This window comes from Aquabacterium sp. A3 (assembly GCF_038069945.1).
In the GTDB taxonomy this organism is placed as follows: Bacteria; Pseudomonadota; Gammaproteobacteria; order Burkholderiales; family Burkholderiaceae_C; genus Aquabacterium.
Genome location: NZ_JBBPEV010000001.1, coordinates 1,339,719 through 1,354,609, shown reverse-complemented (window position 1 = coordinate 1,354,609; position 14,891 = coordinate 1,339,719). Strand labels below are relative to the sequence as shown.

Annotated in this window: 21 protein-coding genes; 4 read left to right on the top strand and 17 right to left on the bottom strand. The window is 65.9% G+C overall.

Annotated features, from left to right (window positions below):
- Positions 1-2: 2 nt before the first annotated feature.
- From WNB94_RS06005 to WNB94_RS05985, 5 genes are all read right to left on the bottom strand, one after another.
- Positions 3-569 carry an ATP synthase subunit c gene (locus WNB94_RS06005; protein WP_341389061.1) on the bottom strand — a complete coding sequence of 189 codons (567 nt, stop codon included), beginning with the start codon at positions 567-569 and terminating at the stop codon, positions 3-5.
- The gene (locus WNB94_RS06000) at positions 566-964 is read right to left on the bottom strand and encodes a hypothetical protein (RefSeq protein ID WP_341389060.1); all 399 of its coding nucleotides are present in this window, start codon (positions 962-964) and stop codon (positions 566-568) included. Before WNB94_RS06000 ends, WNB94_RS06005 begins: the two co-directional genes overlap by 4 nt.
- Before the next feature lie 32 nt (positions 965-996).
- The gene (locus WNB94_RS05995) at positions 997-1,401 is read right to left on the bottom strand and encodes a hypothetical protein (protein WP_341389059.1); all 405 of its coding nucleotides are present in this window, start codon (positions 1,399-1,401) and stop codon (positions 997-999) included.
- Positions 1,402-1,451: 50 nt separating this feature from the next.
- A complete protein-coding gene (locus WNB94_RS05990) occupies positions 1,452-1,613 on the bottom strand; it encodes a DUF1328 domain-containing protein (protein ID WP_341389058.1) in 162 nt (53 codons plus the stop codon).
- 166 nt (positions 1,614-1,779) lie between these two features.
- Positions 1,780-3,168 carry a CHASE3 domain-containing protein gene (locus tag WNB94_RS05985; RefSeq protein ID WP_341389057.1) on the bottom strand — a complete coding sequence of 463 codons (1,389 nt, stop codon included), beginning with the start codon at positions 3,166-3,168 and terminating at the stop codon, positions 1,780-1,782.
- Between the two features lie 49 nt (positions 3,169-3,217).
- Between WNB94_RS05985 and WNB94_RS05980 the strand changes: the two genes are divergently transcribed.
- Positions 3,218-3,850: a response regulator gene (locus WNB94_RS05980; RefSeq protein ID WP_341389056.1), complete on the top strand. Its 633-nt coding sequence runs from the start codon at positions 3,218-3,220 to the stop codon at positions 3,848-3,850.
- 23 nt (positions 3,851-3,873) lie between these two features.
- On the opposite strand, the gene WNB94_RS05975 is transcribed toward WNB94_RS05980, so the two are convergent.
- The 5 genes from WNB94_RS05975 to WNB94_RS05955 form a co-directional block, all read right to left on the bottom strand.
- The gene (locus WNB94_RS05975) at positions 3,874-4,296 is read right to left on the bottom strand and encodes a response regulator (protein WP_341389055.1); all 423 of its coding nucleotides are present in this window, start codon (positions 4,294-4,296) and stop codon (positions 3,874-3,876) included.
- Positions 4,297-4,471: 175 nt separating this feature from the next.
- Entirely contained in the window at positions 4,472-4,687 is a 216-nt protein-coding gene (locus tag WNB94_RS05970; protein WP_341389054.1) for a CsbD family protein, read from the bottom strand.
- 43 nt (positions 4,688-4,730) lie between these two features.
- A complete protein-coding gene (locus WNB94_RS05965) occupies positions 4,731-5,048 on the bottom strand; it encodes a BON domain-containing protein (protein ID WP_445819022.1) in 318 nt (105 codons plus the stop codon).
- A gap of 131 nt (positions 5,049-5,179) precedes the next feature.
- On the bottom strand, positions 5,180-5,725 hold the full coding sequence (locus WNB94_RS05960; RefSeq protein ID WP_341389052.1) for a ferritin-like domain-containing protein: 546 nt from the start codon (positions 5,723-5,725) through the stop codon (positions 5,180-5,182).
- A gap of 35 nt (positions 5,726-5,760) precedes the next feature.
- Positions 5,761-5,937, bottom strand: a complete 177-nt coding sequence (locus WNB94_RS05955; RefSeq protein WP_341389051.1) for a DUF1328 domain-containing protein — start codon at positions 5,935-5,937, stop codon at positions 5,761-5,763.
- A gap of 207 nt (positions 5,938-6,144) precedes the next feature.
- Between WNB94_RS05955 and WNB94_RS05950 the strand changes: the two genes are divergently transcribed.
- The 3 genes from WNB94_RS05950 (at position 6,145) to WNB94_RS05940 (ending at position 8,774) form a co-directional block, all read left to right on the top strand.
- Positions 6,145-6,921 carry an OmpA family protein gene (locus tag WNB94_RS05950; RefSeq protein WP_341389050.1) on the top strand — a complete coding sequence of 259 codons (777 nt, stop codon included), beginning with the start codon at positions 6,145-6,147 and terminating at the stop codon, positions 6,919-6,921.
- A 29-nt stretch (positions 6,922-6,950) separates the two neighbouring features.
- Positions 6,951-7,175: a hypothetical protein gene (locus WNB94_RS05945; RefSeq protein ID WP_341389049.1), complete on the top strand. Its 225-nt coding sequence runs from the start codon at positions 6,951-6,953 to the stop codon at positions 7,173-7,175.
- 147 nt (positions 7,176-7,322) lie between these two features.
- Positions 7,323-8,774 carry a dihydrolipoyl dehydrogenase gene (locus WNB94_RS05940; RefSeq protein ID WP_341389048.1) on the top strand — a complete coding sequence of 484 codons (1,452 nt, stop codon included), beginning with the start codon at positions 7,323-7,325 and terminating at the stop codon, positions 8,772-8,774.
- On the opposite strand, the gene cydC is transcribed toward WNB94_RS05940, so the two are convergent.
- The 7 genes from cydC to cydX are packed head-to-tail and all read right to left on the bottom strand — an operon-like array spanning position 8,752 to position 14,877.
- Positions 8,752-10,446, bottom strand: a complete 1,695-nt coding sequence (gene cydC, locus WNB94_RS05935) for a thiol reductant ABC exporter subunit CydC (RefSeq protein WP_341389046.1) — start codon at positions 10,444-10,446, stop codon at positions 8,752-8,754. The two genes, WNB94_RS05940 and cydC, sit on opposite strands and share 23 nt — an antisense overlap.
- Positions 10,439-12,184 carry a thiol reductant ABC exporter subunit CydD gene (gene cydD / locus WNB94_RS05930; RefSeq protein WP_341389045.1) on the bottom strand — a complete coding sequence of 582 codons (1,746 nt, stop codon included), beginning with the start codon at positions 12,182-12,184 and terminating at the stop codon, positions 10,439-10,441. Before cydD ends, cydC begins: the two co-directional genes overlap by 8 nt.
- Before the next feature lie 14 nt (positions 12,185-12,198).
- Positions 12,199-12,612: a DsrE family protein gene (locus tag WNB94_RS05925; protein WP_341389043.1), complete on the bottom strand. Its 414-nt coding sequence runs from the start codon at positions 12,610-12,612 to the stop codon at positions 12,199-12,201.
- 8 nt (positions 12,613-12,620) lie between these two features.
- Positions 12,621-13,616 (bottom strand): arsenic resistance protein, encoded by a 996-nt coding sequence (locus WNB94_RS05920; protein ID WP_341389041.1) that lies wholly within the window; start codon positions 13,614-13,616, stop codon positions 12,621-12,623.
- Positions 13,617-13,625: 9 nt separating this feature from the next.
- Positions 13,626-14,039, bottom strand: coding sequence for a DUF302 domain-containing protein (locus WNB94_RS05915; protein WP_341389040.1), 414 nt, complete (start codon positions 14,037-14,039; stop codon positions 13,626-13,628).
- Complete coding sequence (locus WNB94_RS05910; RefSeq protein ID WP_341389038.1) at positions 14,036-14,755, bottom strand: class I SAM-dependent methyltransferase; 720 nt, start codon at positions 14,753-14,755, stop codon at positions 14,036-14,038. The genes WNB94_RS05915 and WNB94_RS05910 overlap by 4 nt, the downstream gene beginning before the upstream one ends.
- Positions 14,752-14,877, bottom strand: coding sequence for a cytochrome bd-I oxidase subunit CydX (gene cydX, locus WNB94_RS05905; RefSeq protein ID WP_341389037.1), 126 nt, complete (start codon positions 14,875-14,877; stop codon positions 14,752-14,754). The genes WNB94_RS05910 and cydX overlap by 4 nt, the downstream gene beginning before the upstream one ends.
- Positions 14,878-14,891: the final 14 nt, after the last annotated feature.

The following is a 14,891-nucleotide window of genomic DNA, read 5'->3' as shown; positions in this document are numbered from 1 at the left end:
ATTCAGGGGTGGTTGGCGGGCATCGTTTGTGCTGCTGGCGCTGGCTGCTCAACGGGGGCTGCTTCAGGCTGGCGGGTGAGCGCCTCCAGTGCCGCGGCCGTGATCGGACCGATCGACTGACTGAGTGCTTCGCCACCGATCGCCGCCAGTCGAGGCAAGGCCTCTTGCTGAAGCCAGGTCGCGAGCGCTTTGCGCTGCGTGCTGAGCAAGGCGCCGGCCAGCAGGGCGATGCCCACGGCGCGCCACGGGTGGGCTTGAACCAGCGGGGCGGTCCATTGCTTGAGTTGGACCTGGCTTTGTTGCGCCAGCGTCTGCAGCAGGGTGGGGCCATGATCGCCCCGCAGCCACTGCTGAAGCCCATCGGCCACCAGCGAGCTGATCAGCGCCGACATGGCCTGGCTGCTGTCCGGGGTGGATGGGTTGTCGGAGGTTTCCGGCCCTGGCGGGTGCCGGACCGACCGGTCTTCCGATGTGCGCTGCTGCGTCAGGCAGGCGCGCATCAGGCGGGCGCGCGTCAGCGTCAGTTGGGTCAGCGCCTGTTCTCGTTGTTGGATCGCGCTGTGTGTCATCGGTTGGATTCCGGTCGGCCCAGCAGCCAGGTGGCATCGGCGTGCCACTGTTCATGCAGGGTGTCCCATGCGGGGTGGACGGGGGTGCGGTGCCATCCCCAAAGCGACAGTCCGCTGGCGCTCAGGAACAGCGCCGAGGGCAACACGAGCCCGGCGCACTGCAGGGCGCTGAGTTGATCACCCACCACCACCCAGGCCATGAAGGCCATGGCGGCCAGCCCCAGGCCCAAGGAGGCCAGGCTCAGGCTGATCAACATCAGCAAGCCGCGCCGCCGCACCGAGCGCCACCACAGGCGGCCCTCGGCACTGGCCAGCTGGCCATAGGCCTGGGCATGGTTCAGCCAGGCGTCTGGCTGACTGACCATGGCCTGGAGGTAGGCGGACCATTGAGGCACGGGCGGCGTCCTTTTTTTGTCGTCCGGGTTGATCAGCGTTGCTGACGGCGCTGAGCGACGTAGGTGGCCACGGTGGCCAGGGCGGCACCGGCTGCCACCGCGATCAGCACCGACTTCAGCGGATCCTGGCGGATGCGATCAGAGGTCTGGTCGGCCACCTGCAGGGCCTTGTCCTTGGCCAGGGCGGTGGTTTCGGCAGCAAAGGCCTTGCTTCGCTGTCCGACATCCTTCACCCGTTCGACAGCGAGATCGACCAGACCAGGGGTCTTGTCGACCATCGCCTTGGTGCTGTACTGCATCTTGGTGATGGCCTGGTCGGCGGCCACATGTGCCGTGTCCAGCGCCTCGCTGGCGTTCTCGGCGGCGCGATCGATCGACACATTGGCCGAGCGGGCGAAATCTTGGGCGTTGGCGGTGAGGGTGTTGGTCTTGCTCATGAGAATTCCTTTCAGGCGATGACGGTGGGCTCAGGGGCGGCGAACCGGGTTCAGCGGCGCAGGGTGTTGCCCAGGAAGGACAGCAGTGCCAACACCAGGAAGATCACGAACAGGATCTTGGCGACACCCGCAGCACCAGCGGCGATGCCGGTGAAGCCGAACAAGGCGGCGACCAAGGCAATGATGAAAAAGACGGCGGCGTAGTGCAACATGGTGGGCTCCTGGTTGAACGGGAAACCTGCTTCCCTGGGCTCGCCACCACAGCGGTGGCGATGACTTCACTGTAGGCGCCCAAGGCCTGTGCGGCTGCCGGCCATGGCCGACACTGGGGGTCGGTCCTCAGGCCATGGTCTTGTCAGACTGGACTGACAAGACCCTTCACGTGGTGGTGGCGGTGGCCGCCTGTGGTGAAGCCTGTCGCGGCAACCAGGCGCTCACGCGCGTGCCCTGACCGGGGGTGGACTGGATGTCCAGTCGTCCGCCTGCGGCCTCCAGCCGGAACCTCATGCCGCGGATGCCATGGCTGCCCGCGCGGGCGCGGGTGGTGTCAAAGCCGCGCCCGTTGTCGCTGACTTCCACCAAGGCCATGTCCCCATCGGGCACCAGGCGCACGCTCAGTTGGCTGGCTTGCGCATATTTCAGGGCGTTGGTGACCGATTCCTGAACCACCCGGTAGGCCGTGAGCTGGTCGTCGGGGCGCAGCGTGACCGGCTGCAGGCTCACGGCCATGTCCAGGCCACTGCTTTGGCGCATGTCGTGCAGCAAGGCCTCCAGCGCTGCAGCCAGACCCAGGGTGCGCAGCGAGGAAGGGCACAGGTCCTCGATGATGCGGCGTTTCAAGGCGATGCCTTGATTGAGGGCCTCGATCAGGTGGGTCACCTTGGGGCTCAGGTCGGGCAGATGCTGCTGCACCTTGGGACGGATGACCGCCACGTCCAGCTTGGCGGTGGTCAGCAGCGCCCCCAGTTCATCATGCAGGTCGCGCGCCAGGCGGGCGCGCTCATCTTCGCGGGCGCTCTGCAGGTGCCGGGCCAGGTCCTTGAGGTCGGTGAGCTGATCTTGCACAGCCTGCTCCAGCCGGTCTCGTTCGCGCACGAGGGCGTGGCGCTGTTCTTCCCGTTCTTTCAGCAGGGTCTGCCCCTGGCGGATGAAGAGGATGAGGATGAGCACACTCAACAAGGTCATGGCACCGATGCCGATGCGCCCCAGCAGCAGCAGGTCCTGCACATCCTGCATGTGCGCATCCATGCGTTCGGAGCGCACCTTCATGTTCTGCTCATAGCCCGCACGCATGCGCTGCATGATCTCGCGGCCGATGCCGCTGCGCACCATGTCGACGGCGGCCTCGTGCCGGCCGCTCTCGTGTTCTTTGAGCACGGTCTGCATCTCGCCCAGCTTCTCGTCAACCAGGCGGTCCATCTCGTCTTGCAGTTTCAGCACCTGCTCGTCTGCCGTCTGTTGGTCGAGCTTGTGTATCTGCTCCATGGCGAACCGCACGTCGCGGCTGGCCTGGCTGTAGGGCTCCAGGTAATCGTTGCCACCCACCAGCAAGAAGCCACGTTTGCCGGATTCCGCATCGGTCACGCGCTGGACGGCGTAGGCCAGCAGGGCACGGGCCTGCCCCATGGTCGAGATCACCTGCATCTGCTCGCGCTGACTCTGGTAGGCCAGTTCGGTGATCATCAGCATGAACAGCGCCGCCACCAGGGTGACCGCAATGCGCCATCGCGCCGTACGGCTGTTCACGAGAAAGGATGAAAGTTCCATGGGCTTGACCTAGACTGGAGTCCAATCAGTTTATTTTGACGACCAACCCATGATCCGAATCGGCCTGGTGGATGACCACCTCATTGTGCGCGCGGGCATCAAGCAGTTTCTGTGCGAGCAGGTGGACCTGCGCGTCACCGCAGAGGCGGCCAACGGCATCGAGGCGCTGGAGATGGCCCGTGGTGGAGAGGTCGATGTGCTGGTGATGGACCTCTCCATGCCCGACCAGGGCGGGGTGGACGCACTGTCGGCCATCAAGGCGAGGTTTCCGGACCTGCCGGTGCTGATCCTCAGCGGATTTCCGGAAACCCACTACGCCACCCACCTTTTGAAGCTGGGCGCGGCCGGCTACCTCAACAAGGACTGCGATCCGCAGGACATCATCAGCGCCATCCGAACGGTGTTTCGGGGCCGCAAGTACATCACGCCGGCGGTGGCCGAGCTCTTGGCCGATGGCTTGAGCGGGGATGTCGAGAAGCAACCGCACGAACAGCTGTCCGAGCGTGAGTTTCAGGTCTTTTTGCGCCTGGCCAAGGGCGAGACGGTGGGCGCGATGGCAGACGCCATGGCCCTGAGTGTGAAGACGGTGAGCACCTACCGCTCTCGGGTGCTGGAAAAGCTCAACCTCAGCACCAACAGCGACCTCACTTATTACGCCTTGAAAAACGGCCTCATCCAGTGAGGCCGCTGCAGCGTTGGCGCGCATCAGTCTGAGTTCAGCTCAACGCAGTATTCGATCAGCGACTCCAGCTCGCTGGATTTGTCAAACACGCGGTCGGCGCCCAGCTCGGCGCACCGCTGACGGATCGCTGGCGCGGCGTAGTTGGTGAGCACCACCTTGCGCATGCCAGGGGGGCTGCCCAGTCGCTGCAGGTGTTCCAGCACGCCCAGGCCGGTGCCGTTTTTCAGCAGCATGTCCAGGATCACGAGATCGCAGCCTTCCCGGTGCGTGTCCAGCCAGCCAATCGCAGACAACTCGTCGGCGGCATGGCCCACCACCGTCAGTGCCGCAACCTGCTCCAGCGTGTCGGTCAGCTCCTGCAGGATCAGGGGGCTGTCCTCCACGATGAAGCACTTGGGTCGGCGCGTGGGGGTGGGGTGGTCAGCGTGGGGGGCGGTGGTGGACATGGCGATGTGGCCTCTCGGGGCGATGGGGTCTGGTGATGCTTCGACCCTGTCTGCATTGGACACCTGAACGGTCAACGCGCGTGTCGGACAAGTCCTACACGCGCGTTGATCACGGTTCAGAACGTGTCAAAGGTCACCGTGGCGTCGCCGTGGTGGGCCCACAGCACAGGTGGCCTCAGTTGAACCAGCTGTCCTGGCTCTTGGATTGCCATTCCTTGACCTGTTTTTCGGCCTCGTCCTTGGCCATGCCGTAGCGCTCTTGCAGCACGCCGGCCAGTTGCTCTTGTTTGCCGTTGATCACGTCCAGGTCATCGTCGGTGAGCTTGCCCCATTGGGCTTGAACCCGACCCTTCAGTTGCTTCCAGTTGCCTTCAATGCGATCCCAGTTCATGGCTTTCTCCTTGCGGTGGTTGAAAATTTTGGTGGTTGAAGAATCAGGGGCGAACAACAATGCTGTTCTTCACGGCCTTCACACCCTTGACCTGCTTGGCCAGCGCTTCGGCAGCCGCCTTTTCTTCATCGGTCTTGGCAAAACCCGACAGCATCACTTCGCCATTGAGCGTTTCCACCTTGATGGCCGCTGCACTGACCAGCTTGCTCTCCACATGCTTGGCCTTGACCTTGGTGGTGATGGTGGCGTCGTCGATGTACTCGCCAACGGTGGACTGATCGCGCGTGACCGCGCAGCCGGGCAGCACCAGCAGGGCAGCGGTGGCGGTCATGGCGGCAACAAACAGGCGATGTGTTTTCATGGTGGTGGCTCCTTCAGGCTCTGGGCCTCTTGGTTGTGCAGGTCGGTGTGTTCACCGTGATTTCATTGTGGGTGGACGTCTCGTCTGGCGGTGTCGGACGGCGTGGTCATGTCGTGTAGGACAAGGCCGCCTCAGGCCAGCAGATCGGCCAGTTCATCGGCATGCTCTTCTTCATCTCGAAGGATGGCCTCGAGCAACTGGCGGGTGGTGGGGTCCTTGTCGCCGATCAGAGTGATCATCTGCCGGTAGGCCTCAACAGCCACACGCTCGGCCACCAGGTTGGCCCGGATCATGGCCTTCAGGTCGTTGCTGTCGTCGTACAGCGCGTGGCTGCGCGACGTCAAGCCATCGGGGGCGTAGTCGGGTTCTCCACCCAGTTGCACGATGCGTTCCGCCAGGCGGTCGGCGTGAGCGGCCTCTTCATTGGCGTGCACCATGAACTCGGCGGCAATGGGTGCGGCATTCAAGCCGCTGGCCATGAAGTGATGACGCTTGTAGCGCAGCACGCACACCAGTTCGGTGGCCAGCGCGTCGTTGAGCAGGCGCACGATATCGTCACGCCAGGGGCCATAACTGGGGGTCACGGCACCGTCGTGCAGCCCTTCGCGGGCTTGGGCCAGGGCCTCGTCGTTCAGAACAAGGCGGTGGGTGTTGGGGGATGGGGAGGGGTGTCTCATGGATGGCTCCTGTGATGAGTTGGGGAGGTGGTGCATCACTTGCGCACCAGCGAGATGCCGAGCGCGACCAGCGCCAGCACCACGATGAAAGCAACCAGGAAGATCACGAACAGGATCTTGGCGATGCCTGCGGCGCCGCTGGCGATGCCGCCAAATCCGAAGGCGCCGGCAACGACGGCGATGAGTGCAAAGATGAGGGCCCACTTCAGCATGGCGACTCCTTGTGAAAGCGGGTGATGTGCCCGATGCCTTCATTGAAATCCCGGTCAGCCCTGGTGTGTGTCGGTGTCGTGCGGCTTTGCGTGTAGGTCTTGGCTGTCAGACACGTCTGTCAATGCAATGCGGTCGAGGCCGGCAGCGTCTGCGCCCCTGAGTCGGCACACTGAAAGCGTCCTCCAACACCTTTCAGAGCAAGCACCATGACCAAGAAAAACCCCTTCCAACATGCCTTGTTTTCGTTGAGCGCTGCGAGCGTGCTCGTGGCGTGCGCCGTGGGCACATCCAACGCTCAAGCCCTTCCTGCCATGACCGTGGTCAGCGCCAGTGGCGCGCAGCCGTACGTGGTTGACAGCCAGCGCGACATCGTCAAGGACGGTGCCGGCCAATGTGTGCGCAGTGGCACCTGGTCTGCAGACGATGCTGCGGGCGTGGCCTTGATGAACCATCCCCTGCCGGCGGGCTGTTATTGCGACGAGGCCCTCATGCCCCAGGGTGCCTGCACGGTGCCGGTGGCTGCGGCGCCCGTGACGCCAGCCCCGGCACCTGTTGCCCCGGCGCCCGCGCCTGCCATGCCGCAGGCCGAGAAGGTGACCATCCCTGCCGACACCTTGTTTGCCTTCGACCAGCACACCTTGTCTGACCAGGGACGCACTGCGCTGAATGCCTTGCTGCAGAAGCTGCAGCGCGTGGATCTGGAGGCGATCGTCGCGGTGGGCTACACCGACCGCATCGGATCGGCCAGCTACAACCAGACCTTGTCTGAGCGACGCGCCGAATCGGTCAAGGCCTACCTGATTGAACAAGGTGGTATCAAGGCCGATCGCATCTTCATTGAAGGTCGTGGCGAGGCCCAGCCTGCCACGGGCGATGCCTGCCAGAAGCTGGGCGCGGCCAACCGCCACAACCAGGACCTCAAGGCCTGTCTGGCACCTGATCGCCGTGTGGTGATCGAGGCTGTTGGCACGCTGGCCCGCTGAGGCCCACCACTCGTCACAAGGAGCCGATCATGAACAAGACAGCCATCATCGTGGGCACCATCTTGCTGGTGCTGGGCGCTGCATCGCTGGTGTACGGTGGTTTCACCTACACCGACCAGGACACGGCGTTCAAGCTGGGCCCGGTTGAAGTGGATGTCCAGCAAGACAAGCGCGTCAATGTGCCCGTCTGGGCTGGTGCGCTGCTGGCCATCTCCGGCGGTGTGCTGGTGGGGGTGGGCGCGCGCCGACGTTGAGGCACCTACCCGGACTGCCCGTGCCTTCGCCTTGCGGATGATCGACATCAGATCATCCGCAAGGCGACGTTGTATGGTGTGGGGTGATCGCACATGCATGACAGGCCTTCGGCAGCGTGTGCAGCCTTGTTGGACCAGGAGACATGCATGACGACATGGAAGACCGATGTGGCCATCGTGGGCGCGGGCACGGCGGGCCTGTATGCCTTGCGCGAGGTGCGCCGTGCAGGGGGCTCATTCGTGTTGATTGACCAGGGCCCCTTGGGCACGACGTGTGCCCGCGTGGGGTGCATGCCCTCAAAGGTCGCTCTTCATGCTGGCGCCATGTGGGCGGCGCGTGGGCACGCCGCAGCGATGGGCGTGGAGGGCGCCGAACACTTGCGCATCGACCGCGCACGCACCTGGGACCATGTGCGCCAATGGCGAGACGAATTCGCTGGTGGGGCCGCCACCAAGACCCGCCACACGGCGGGAGAGCAGCTCTTGATGGGCACGGCGCGCCTGGAGACACCCCAGGTGCTGAGCGTTCAGACGCCTGAGGGTGCGGTGCGCGTTGAGGCCCAGGCCATCGTGCTGGCCACCGGTTCGCGGCCTGTGATGCCGGCGTGGCTGGCCGCCTTGGGCGATCGGGTGGTCACCACCGACGGCTTTTTCGAGCTGCCTGCCTTGCCCGAGCGCGTGGGCGTGCTGGGTTTGGGAGCCATTGGCCTGGAAATGGGCCTGGCGCTGTCTCGCCTGGGTGTTCACGTCATTGGGGCCGACATGGCGCCCGTGGTGGCGGGCATCAGCGACCCATTGGTGGCCGCGTTGGCCCGAGACCGCTTTGGGCGCGAGATGACCCTGTGGCTGGATCAGCCCACCAGCGTTGAGCGCAGCGCTGGCGGCGTGATGATGCGTTCGGGCGATCGACATGCCGAAGTCGACCTGGTGCTGGCCGCGCTCGGGCGGCGCCCCAACGTCGATGCACTGGGGCTGGCCGAGGTGGGCGTGACCATGGATGCGCGTGGCACACCCATCTTCAATCCCCAGACGATGCAGGTCGGGGATTTGCCCCTCTTCATCGCGGGCGATGCCAATGCTGATCGTCCGCTCATGCACGAGGCCTGCGACGAGGGCAGCATCGCCGGCTACAACGCGGCGCAGCGGGCCACGCAGGGTGCTGCGGCGCAGGCCACGGCTTTTCAGCGCAAGGTGAGCTTGGGCATCGCCTTCACCGATCCTGATGTGGTGAGCGTGGGTGAGCGATTCGACCGCCTGACGGACAGCGACGTGCTGGTGGGCACCGCCCGTGGTGAGGGCAACGGGCGCACGCGCATCCTGGGTGGCGAGCAAGGGCTGCTGCGGGTGTATGCCGACCGCCAAACGGGCCGCCTGCGCGGCGCTGCCATGGTGGCCGTGCGCGGCGAGCACCTGGCGCACCTGCTGGCATGGGCCATCCAGCGAGGCGAAACCGCCCGCGCTGTCTTGCAGTTGCCCTTCTATCACCCGGTGGTGGAGGAGATGCTGCAAAGCGCGCTGCAAGACATCGTGCGGCAGCAGGGAGACCACTGCCCCTGGCCCATGGGCTTGCAGGCACTCAGCTCACAGCCTGGAGGTTGAGCACACGGCTGAACGCTTCGGTGGCCGTCGTGCGGTGGCTCACCCAGATCAGGGTGCGGCCTTGCAGATGGCGGGTCACGTGTTGCGTCAGTTCGGCCTCGCCCGCCAGGTCCAGGCCTTCGCTGGGTTCATCCAGCAAGGTGATGGGGGCGGCTTGCAGCAGTGCGCGTGCCACGCTCAGCCGCCGACGCTGGCCGCCCGAGAGGTTGGCGCCGCCTTCGTCGATCCAGGTGTTCAGGCCTTGTCGCCAGCCTGACGCCGCAGGGTCCAGGCCCACCAGACGCAACACATCCAGCATCTCGGCCTCGGTGGCGTCAGGGCGGGCCAGGCGGAGGTTGTCTGCCAGGGTGGCCGTCTGCACCCAGGTGTCCTGCAGGGCGCAGGCCACCTGTTGACGCAGTGTGGGTTCGTCCAGCATGTCAATGGGCACATCGCCCAGCAGGATCTGACCATGCTCCGGCTGTTCCATGCGGGTGATCAGGGCCAACAGGGTGGACTTCCCGCAGCCGCTGTCGCCTGTGAGCAGCAGGTGCTCGCCAGGCCGGATGTGCAGATTCAAACCGGCCAGCACGGGGGTGTGTTCGTCCCACTTGAAGTGGAGGTCGTGAACATCGATGCCGCTGTGCGCCGGCTGGGCCCCATGGCCGACAAACAAGGTGTGGGGCGGCTCGTTGGTGATGGCGTTCAAGCGCTGTGCAGCGCTGGCGGTGCCCGGCAGGTCAACACACGCCCCGGCCAGGGGCTGCAAGGCCTCGGCGCAGCCCATCAGCAAGAGCACCAGGGCGACGATCCAGGGCACACCCAGTTGCACCCCAACGGCGTGGCCCCCCAGCCAGGCCAGGCTCCACCATGCGGCCAGGCCCACCAAGAGGCCCACCCCCGTGCGCAGCAGGGCGCTGCGGCGTTGCACCTGGCTGTGCAAGCGCAGCCATTGGGCGCTGCTGTCCAGGGTGCGCTGCCGCTGTTGTGTCCAGGCCCGAGGGTGCAAGGACAGGTCTTCCAGGCCCTCCACCGTGTCCAGCAAGCGGACACGCAGGGTGGTGCGCAGCCGCATCCATGAAGGCGCCATCGAGCGCCCCAGTAGCCACCCCAGCCACGGCAGCCCCACCACCGCGCAGGCCCACAGCATCAGCGGCACATGAACCAGCCCCGGAGCCTGCCAGATGAACACCGCCACCAGCAATGCCATCACCAGGCTGGCCGCCGCCATGGGCATCAGCACGCGCGGATAGAGGTTGTCCAGCGCGTCGATGTCTCGCATCAGGCGGTTCAGCAGGTCACCGCCGTGGTAGCGGCGCAGCTGGCTGGGCGCCAGCCGTGCCAGGTGGTCGTACAGCGACACGCGCAAGCCCGCCAGCAGGCGAAAGGTGCCCTCGTGGCTGAGCACGCGCTCGCCCCAGCGTGCGGTGGTGCGCAACACGGCCAGGAATCGCACGCCCGCACCGGGCATGAAGAAGTTGAACGTGGCGGCAGTGACGGGGCTCAAGCCCGCGATGGCCGCGCCCGTCAAGAACGCGCCTGACAAGCCCAGCAGACCCAGGCTGCCCACCAGGGCGGCCACCGTCAGCGCCAGCCCGCCCAGCAGCCACCAGCCGGCGCCCGACAGGGTGCGCACAAAGGGGCGCAGGGCCTGCCAGCCTTCGCGCCACCGCAGCGTTGGTGGCTCATGCATGGGGCATCTCCTGCGCGGCGGCTGCGGCGGGTGCCCACGCCTGCAGTTGCCCGTGCTGCAGTTGCAGCACGCGGTGGGCCAGTTGAAGTGGCGCACTGCGGTGCGTCAGCAGCAACACGGTCTTGCCCGCACACAGCGTGGCCAGGCGCTTGATCAGTTCGCGCTCCGTGTCGGCGTCCAGGCTGGCGGTGGGCTCGTCCAGCAGCAGCACATCGGCCGGGCGCAGGCGCACACGCGCCAGGGCGAGGCGGCGCAACTGACCGCCGGACATTCCCCGCCCACCTTCGCCCAGCCGGGTGTTCAGGCCCTGCGGCAACTGCTCAAACCAATCGCCCAGGCCGGCCCACTGCAAGGCGTCGTGCAGGGCTGCGTCGCTGGCCTCGGGTTCGGCCACGCGAAGGTTGGTCGCCAGGGTGTCTGCCAGCAATCGCGGGTGCTGGGTCATCCAGGCCACACGCTGGCGCCAGGCGCTCAGGCGCCACGACGAGATGGGCTGCCCGGCCACGCACACTTGTCCATGCTGAGCGGCCAGTTGACCCAGCACCAGGCGCAGCAAGGTGGTTTTGCCACCCCCGCTGGGGCCCTGGATGGCCACCACCTCGCCGGGCGCCACCTGCAGATGGCAGTGCCGCAGCACGGGCTCGCCCTCGCGGTGGGCAAAGCTCACGTCGTGCAAGGCCAGTGATGGCGGGCCGGGGGGCGGCGTGAGCGAGCCTTCATCAGGTTGGGGCGAGGCGGCACGGAGCCAGTCTTGCAGCGCACCGGCCGCGGCCAGGGCCTCGGCCCGGGCGTGGTAGTGCGTGCCCAACTCGCGCAGTGGAAGGTAGAACTCGGGCGCCAACAGCAGCACAAACAAGGCCACCTGCAAGGTGGGTCGTTGGCCATAGAGGCCGAAATCCAGGTGCCCCAGCAGGTTCATCCCGAAGTACACCGCCGACAGGGCGATGGCGACCGAGGCAAAAAACTCCAGCACCGCCCCCGACAGGAACGCCAGGCGCAACACGCGCATGGTGCGCACCCGAAAGGCGTGCGCCACCTCGGCCACCTGGGCTTGCATGCGGTGTTGGGCGTTGAGCAGGTGGAGGGTGGGCAGACCGCGCACCAGTTCCAGGAAATGGCCGCTCATGCGCTGCAAGGCCAGCATCTGCTCGGTCTGTCGTTGCCGGGCCCCCCAGCCCACCAGGATCATGAACAAGGGGATGAGCGGGGCGGTGATCAGCAAGATGAGCGCCGCGCCCCAGCTCCATGGCAGCACGGCTGCCACGATCATCAAGGGTGTGATCACGGCCAGCCATTGTTGCGGACGGTAACGGGCCACCCACCCGTCGAGCGCCTCGACTTGCTCCAGCATGGTGCTTGCAAGGCCACCGGCTTGCTGGCGGCTGGCCCACGCCGGCCCCAGGGTGTGCAGGTGGTCCAGCAGGGCTGCACGCAGCGACTGCCGCGTGGCCTGAGACATGCGCAGCCCCGCTTCCTCGCGCACCAACGCCGCCATCGCCCTCAGCAGCAGGGCAGGCAGCATCCACCACCACACCGCGTTGAGCTCACCAAACGAGGCCTGTGTGATGGCCAGGCCATGCACGATGTGGGCCAACAAGGCCGCCACGGCGATGGTGCAGGTGGTTTGCACCACACCCGCCATCACCGCCACGACAGACCACAGCGGATGGCGGGCGTGCTGCCGTGTCAGCGCCTGGAGCGCTTTCAGATGGGGGTCGGGGGATCGGGTTTCGGGCATGGGCCCCGACACTATCAGAACGACAGGATCTGCACCTCGGGCTTGAGCAGGTGGGCCGCGACCTCGCCAGGTTTGGCCGGCGTCACCCCGGCGATCAGTTCGCTGGCCTGTTTGCCGCTGTTGGGCAGGTACAGGGCGCACACCTCGACCTTGGCGCCACCCTTGATCAGGCCCTGCAGCATCTGCTGCGCGGTCACGTTGCGGGGCTTGAGCATGGGCAGGTGTTGTCCCGTGACCGCGATGTCGGCGGCTGCATCACACAGCAGCAGCCGCACCGACGCTTTTTGCTCCAGTGCCTGGGTGGCCAGCACCAACCCGGCTCCCTGTGCCATGGCGCCTGAGGACTGGATGTTGACGAACAGCTCGGCCGCTTGTGCGGACGACAGGGCAGAGACGGCCAGGGCCAAGGTGCTCAGTGTGCGTTTCATGTGGACTTTCATGCAATTTTCTCAGGGGTGGGTTGATGTGAAGAGACACGGCCAAACAGGCGATCCGTCAGGCGCACGTACCACGCCGCCGACTGCACCTGCACCACGTAGGCCAGGGCGATCAGTAGGGCGGCCTCGGTGCCGTGGTCTTTGAACACGCCGATGGCGATGGCCAGGGCGATCGACAGATTGCGCATCACCGTGCCGTACACCAGGGCGATGGCGTCGCCCCGCTCAAAGAAGAGCCGGCCCACCACCGTGGACAAGGCAAAGTTCAAGGCGTAGACCAGGGCCAGCGGCATCAGCAGGGTGGCCAGCAGGGCGGGGTTTTGCACGATGTCGTGCGACTTCAAGGCCATCGACACGAAGACGATGCCCAGCACGCCCAGCGTCGACCACGGTGGAAACAACAGCTTGGTGTGGCTGTTGAAGCGCGCCTGCCCCACCTGGGCCACCAGCCACTTCTGGGTGAGGTGGCCCAGTGCCATGGGCAGGAACACGATCAGGCCGATCTGCAGCGCCACCTGGGTGACGGGGATGGACACCACCGCACCCAGCAGGGCTTGCAGGTACAGCGGCGCCAGCAGTGAGCCAGCCACCAGACCCAACACCGTCATCTTGACGGCGGCAGGCACATTGCCTTTGGCAAAGCCCGTCCATGAGATGGTCATGCCCGAGGTGGGCAGCAAGGCGGTGAGCAACAAGGCCAGCCGTGCCGCCGGTTGGTCGGCAAAAAAAACCACGCCGGCACCCCAGCCCACGGCAGGCATCACCACGAAGTTGATGAACAAGGCGGTGCCTTGTACACGCCCCCCACCCGGGCTGAGCAGGGCCTTGAGGTTCATGGTGACCATCATGGGATACACCATCAGGAAGGTCAGGGGCAGGATGGCCCAGCGCAAGGGGCCGGGGTTGGCCAGCTGGCCGAACAGCAGGCCCAGCAGCATGGCGCCCGGGATGCTCCAGACCAGGTTCTTTTGCAGCCAGCTCAGTGCGCGGGTCATGGCGAATCCTCAAGCGATCTGATGGGCGCCCAGGCGCTCGATGACGCGGCCCAGTTGGGCACGTGCCAGCTCGCAGGCTGACTTCACGTCCACGTTGTCGGTCTGCGCCGCGATCACGCGGGGGTCTTGCAGCACGATGCGGGTCTGGCCTGGCGTCGCTTCGGCCGCACCGCCGCCGCAAGGCAACAGCGCCGCAATGTCGGGCTCGGCGCCCATCAACGCATGGGCGATCTTGGGGCTGCAGATGCCCAGCAGTTTTTGTGGGTGCGAGTCCAGGCCCAGCTTGGCCTTGAGTGTGGCCTGCACGTCCACCTCGCTGACGATGCCCATCTGTTCGGCCGTCAGCGCGGCGCGCAGGGCGTCTACCGCCTCGGGCAGCGGCAAGGGCAGGTCGATGGCGAAGGCGTAAGAGATGGTGTTCATGGTTGAAGACTCCGGTGAGTACGTTGCCACCAGCGCACGTGCATGGGGCGGGTGAAGAAGGCGCCTTGCGGCCCCTGGTGCGGCGCATAGGCCTGCGCCACGCGGGCGCGCAGGGCTGCGTCGATCTGGTGGTCGGCGAAGGTGGGGTGCATCATTCGCTGCTCGAACTGGGCGAAGTCGCGGTATTGCACGGGCATCTCGAAATGTCGCTGCGCCAGCTCGGTCCACAGGCCCTCGGGGTTGACCAAGGCGCGCTGCAGGGCGCTCTGGGCGGCCGCTCGCACCGTGCCCTCGTCGTTGTACAGGCGCACGATGTCGTTCAAGGCGCCGTCGTACACCGGCTCTGAGACGTAAAAGTACGCGCCGGGCTTAAGCACACGTGCCACCTCACGCAAAGCGCGATCCATCTCTGGCAGGGGCACGTGGTGCAGCGACTTGAGCATCAAGGCCAGCTCAAACGCGGCACCGTCCGCCGGGATGGCTTGTGCGCCGCCCAAGGCAAAGCGCATGCCGGGCGCGGGCTCGGCGATGTTCAGGGCATGTTGCCGCTCGTCAACCTCCAGGCCCAGGTAACTCAGCGTGGGCCAGCGCGCCAGCATCTGCCTGGCCATGCGTGCGGCGCCGCAACCCAGCTCGATCACCTCACCCGAGGGCTGGGGCCACACCGTGGCCAGCACATCCAGCTCATCGGAGATCAGGGCGGGGGTGCTGCTCACGGGGTGTCCTCGTGGCCGGCTTGGGCACGTTGACGGCCTTCTTCGTTCTCGCCCCACATGGCATTGAGAATGGCCAGCAGGACGGCAAAGCCGACGCCGAGGATCCAGGCGAAGTACCACATGGTGTTGCTCCTTC

Excerpts from the sequence above, each read along its gene's own strand:
- WNB94_RS06005 (WP_341389061.1), bottom strand. The coding sequence starts at position 569 with ATGACACACAGCGCGATCCAACAACGAGAACAGGCGCTGACCCAACTG.
- WNB94_RS05995 (WP_341389059.1), bottom strand. The coding sequence starts at position 1,401 with ATGAGCAAGACCAACACCCTCACCGCCAACGCCCAAGATTTCGCCCGC.
- WNB94_RS05990 (WP_341389058.1), bottom strand. The coding sequence starts at position 1,613 with ATGTTGCACTACGCCGCCGTCTTTTTCATCATTGCCTTGGTCGCCGCC.
- WNB94_RS05985 (WP_341389057.1), bottom strand. The coding sequence starts at position 3,168 with ATGGAACTTTCATCCTTTCTCGTGAACAGCCGTACGGCGCGATGGCGC.
- WNB94_RS05980 (WP_341389056.1), top strand. The coding sequence starts at position 3,218 with ATGATCCGAATCGGCCTGGTGGATGACCACCTCATTGTGCGCGCGGGC.
- WNB94_RS05975 (WP_341389055.1), bottom strand. The coding sequence starts at position 4,296 with ATGTCCACCACCGCCCCCCACGCTGACCACCCCACCCCCACGCGCCGA.
- WNB94_RS05970 (WP_341389054.1), bottom strand. The coding sequence starts at position 4,687 with ATGAACTGGGATCGCATTGAAGGCAACTGGAAGCAACTGAAGGGTCGG.
- WNB94_RS05965 (WP_445819022.1), bottom strand. The coding sequence starts at position 5,048 with ATGAAAACACATCGCCTGTTTGTTGCCGCCATGACCGCCACCGCTGCC.
- WNB94_RS05960 (WP_341389052.1), bottom strand. The coding sequence starts at position 5,725 with ATGAGACACCCCTCCCCATCCCCCAACACCCACCGCCTTGTTCTGAAC.
- WNB94_RS05955 (WP_341389051.1), bottom strand. The coding sequence starts at position 5,937 with ATGCTGAAGTGGGCCCTCATCTTTGCACTCATCGCCGTCGTTGCCGGC.
- WNB94_RS05950 (WP_341389050.1), top strand. The coding sequence starts at position 6,145 with ATGACCAAGAAAAACCCCTTCCAACATGCCTTGTTTTCGTTGAGCGCT.
- WNB94_RS05945 (WP_341389049.1), top strand. The coding sequence starts at position 6,951 with ATGAACAAGACAGCCATCATCGTGGGCACCATCTTGCTGGTGCTGGGC.
- WNB94_RS05940 (WP_341389048.1), top strand. The coding sequence starts at position 7,323 with ATGACGACATGGAAGACCGATGTGGCCATCGTGGGCGCGGGCACGGCG.
- cydC (WP_341389046.1), bottom strand. The coding sequence starts at position 10,446 with ATGCATGAGCCACCAACGCTGCGGTGGCGCGAAGGCTGGCAGGCCCTG.
- cydD (WP_341389045.1), bottom strand. The coding sequence starts at position 12,184 with ATGCCCGAAACCCGATCCCCCGACCCCCATCTGAAAGCGCTCCAGGCG.
- WNB94_RS05925 (WP_341389043.1), bottom strand. The coding sequence starts at position 12,612 with ATGAAACGCACACTGAGCACCTTGGCCCTGGCCGTCTCTGCCCTGTCG.
- WNB94_RS05920 (WP_341389041.1), bottom strand. The coding sequence starts at position 13,616 with ATGACCCGCGCACTGAGCTGGCTGCAAAAGAACCTGGTCTGGAGCATC.
- WNB94_RS05915 (WP_341389040.1), bottom strand. The coding sequence starts at position 14,039 with ATGAACACCATCTCTTACGCCTTCGCCATCGACCTGCCCTTGCCGCTG.
- cydX (WP_341389037.1), bottom strand. The coding sequence starts at position 14,877 with ATGTGGTACTTCGCCTGGATCCTCGGCGTCGGCTTTGCCGTCCTGCTG.